This is a genomic window from Deinococcus misasensis DSM 22328, assembly GCF_000745915.1.
Classification (GTDB): Bacteria; Deinococcota; Deinococci; order Deinococcales; family Deinococcaceae; genus Deinococcus_C; species Deinococcus_C misasensis.
The window spans coordinates 1-1,646 of sequence record NZ_JQKG01000099.1 but is presented as its reverse complement, the minus strand read 5'-3'; the positions used below and the strand labels follow the sequence as shown (position 1 = coordinate 1,646).

The 1,646-nt window shown below is 51.2% G+C and carries 2 protein-coding genes; both read left to right on the top strand.

Features of this window, described 5'->3' with window-relative positions:
• Positions 1-343 precede the first annotated feature (343 nt).
• Entirely contained in the window at positions 344-922 is a 579-nt protein-coding gene (locus Q371_RS23260; RefSeq protein ID WP_281174337.1) for a recombinase family protein, read from the top strand.
• 158 nt (positions 923-1,080) lie between these two features.
• Complete coding sequence (locus tag Q371_RS23255; protein ID WP_169743915.1) at positions 1,081-1,572, top strand: hypothetical protein; 492 nt, start codon at positions 1,081-1,083, stop codon at positions 1,570-1,572.
• Positions 1,573-1,646 lie beyond the last annotated feature (74 nt).

The following is a 1,646-nucleotide window of genomic DNA, read 5'->3' as shown; positions in this document are numbered from 1 at the left end:
ATGAAGCGCAAGAGGAAACGAGCTGCGTTGAGTGATGAGTTTCGCTCCACCCTCCTGATGCTTCTCCTTCAGCCTTAACGTGCGTCACCCCTGGCATTTCTTGAAAAGTAAACGCTCTCGATGTCATCAGGAACAGCGAAGCACCTCAGGACCGACAGGCAATTCAGTTTGATGCAGGCAATGAGAAGTTCTGCCGAATTCGCCAACATGGTCGGCATTGTGAGAGTGTCGTTACTCCAGAAACACTGCTGCTGGAACAATGAAAAATCGTCTCAAAATGCCGTCTCTGAATTATAATTTCGAAACTCTCGACAAAGTTGAGTTTTGAGACTAGAGTGATCTCATGAAGAAAAATATCCTTGTGGGATATGCCCGGGGGTCCACCGACAAACAAAATCTGGATCTGCAGATGGATGCCCTCAAAGAGGTGGGTTGCTTCCGAATCTTCAAGGACGTGATCTCTGGCTCCAAAGCAGACCAGCCAGGATTTGCCGAGGCCCTGAATTACCTGCGCGAGGGGGACACCCTGGTCGTGTGGAAATTGGACCGACTGGGCCGGAGCCTGAAAAACCTGATTGAGACGGTGCACCTGCTGCAGTCCAGAGGGATTCACCTGCTGATCCTCAAGGAACGGATCGATACGTCAACAGCGAATGGCAAGCTGTTCCTGCATATTTTTGGTGCCCTTGCCGAGTTCGAACGAGACATCATTCGGGAGCGTACCAAGGCTGGGCTGGAAGCCGCCAGAGCGAGGAACCGGGTGGGAGGGCGGCCACCGAAGTTGAAGAAAAACCAGGAGGAAATCCTGCTGAGATTGCACGATGATCCAGGCAACAGGCCCAGAGCCATCTGGGAAGGGCTGGGGATTTCTCGCGCGACCTATTACCGCACGTTGAAGAAAAATGCCAAGAAAAATGAGTAAATCCTAAGAGCCTTTAATCTTGGCATTCACCCAAACAGGTCTTCATTGCTACCCCAGAAGAGGCTTATCGACACTTCCACCGGGAAATGCTGGGGGTGTACCGCAGCAAGTTCAACGTGTACTTGCTTCCGGAAAACGAGCAGGCAGCCTTAAAACGCATGGTTCGCAAGGTGAAGCTGGGTTCACGGGATTTGATTGTGGTGATTTTGCACCTGCATCACATGCTGAAATTTGCTGCTGAACCGGCAAACCTGCCCCAGGACCAGGCCCGGGCCATTTTGTCGAGTCACCCACAATACCTTCAGGGCCTGGTGGCCCACATCCTGGTTTTCAATCGAAATCGGGATGAAGCAGCCAAAAAGGCAGCGTTTCTGGACTTGTGCAAGAACCTGTCCAGGAATTTTACATCAGGAACACCCTCCCAGAACCCAAAGGGAAAGGACTCAAATGCGGAGTGGTACGAAAAATCGAGCAGCAAATCACCTGAGGAAACACCTCAGCAACTGCAATTGATCCGTGAGGAGCTGCTAGTCTACCTGGGGCCACAGTCGGATGCTGCTGCCATGGCGGTGAAGGACCTTCTGAAAACCCTGAAACCGAAAGAATTCCGCAAAATTTTATGCAAAGACCCTCAGTACCCGACAGTTTGATTGAGGCGTAAAAAAGCCAGACTGGTACAGTAAATCTGCTATGAAACACTGTCCGTCTGGCAAAAACCAGCATA

Bases quoted from the DNA above. Each gene is read 5' to 3' on its own strand.
- Q371_RS23260 (WP_281174337.1), top strand. From the start codon at position 344: ATGAAGAAAAATATCCTTGTGGGATATGCCCGGGGGTCCACCGACAAA.
- Q371_RS23255 (WP_169743915.1), top strand. From the start codon at position 1,081: ATGGTTCGCAAGGTGAAGCTGGGTTCACGGGATTTGATTGTGGTGATT.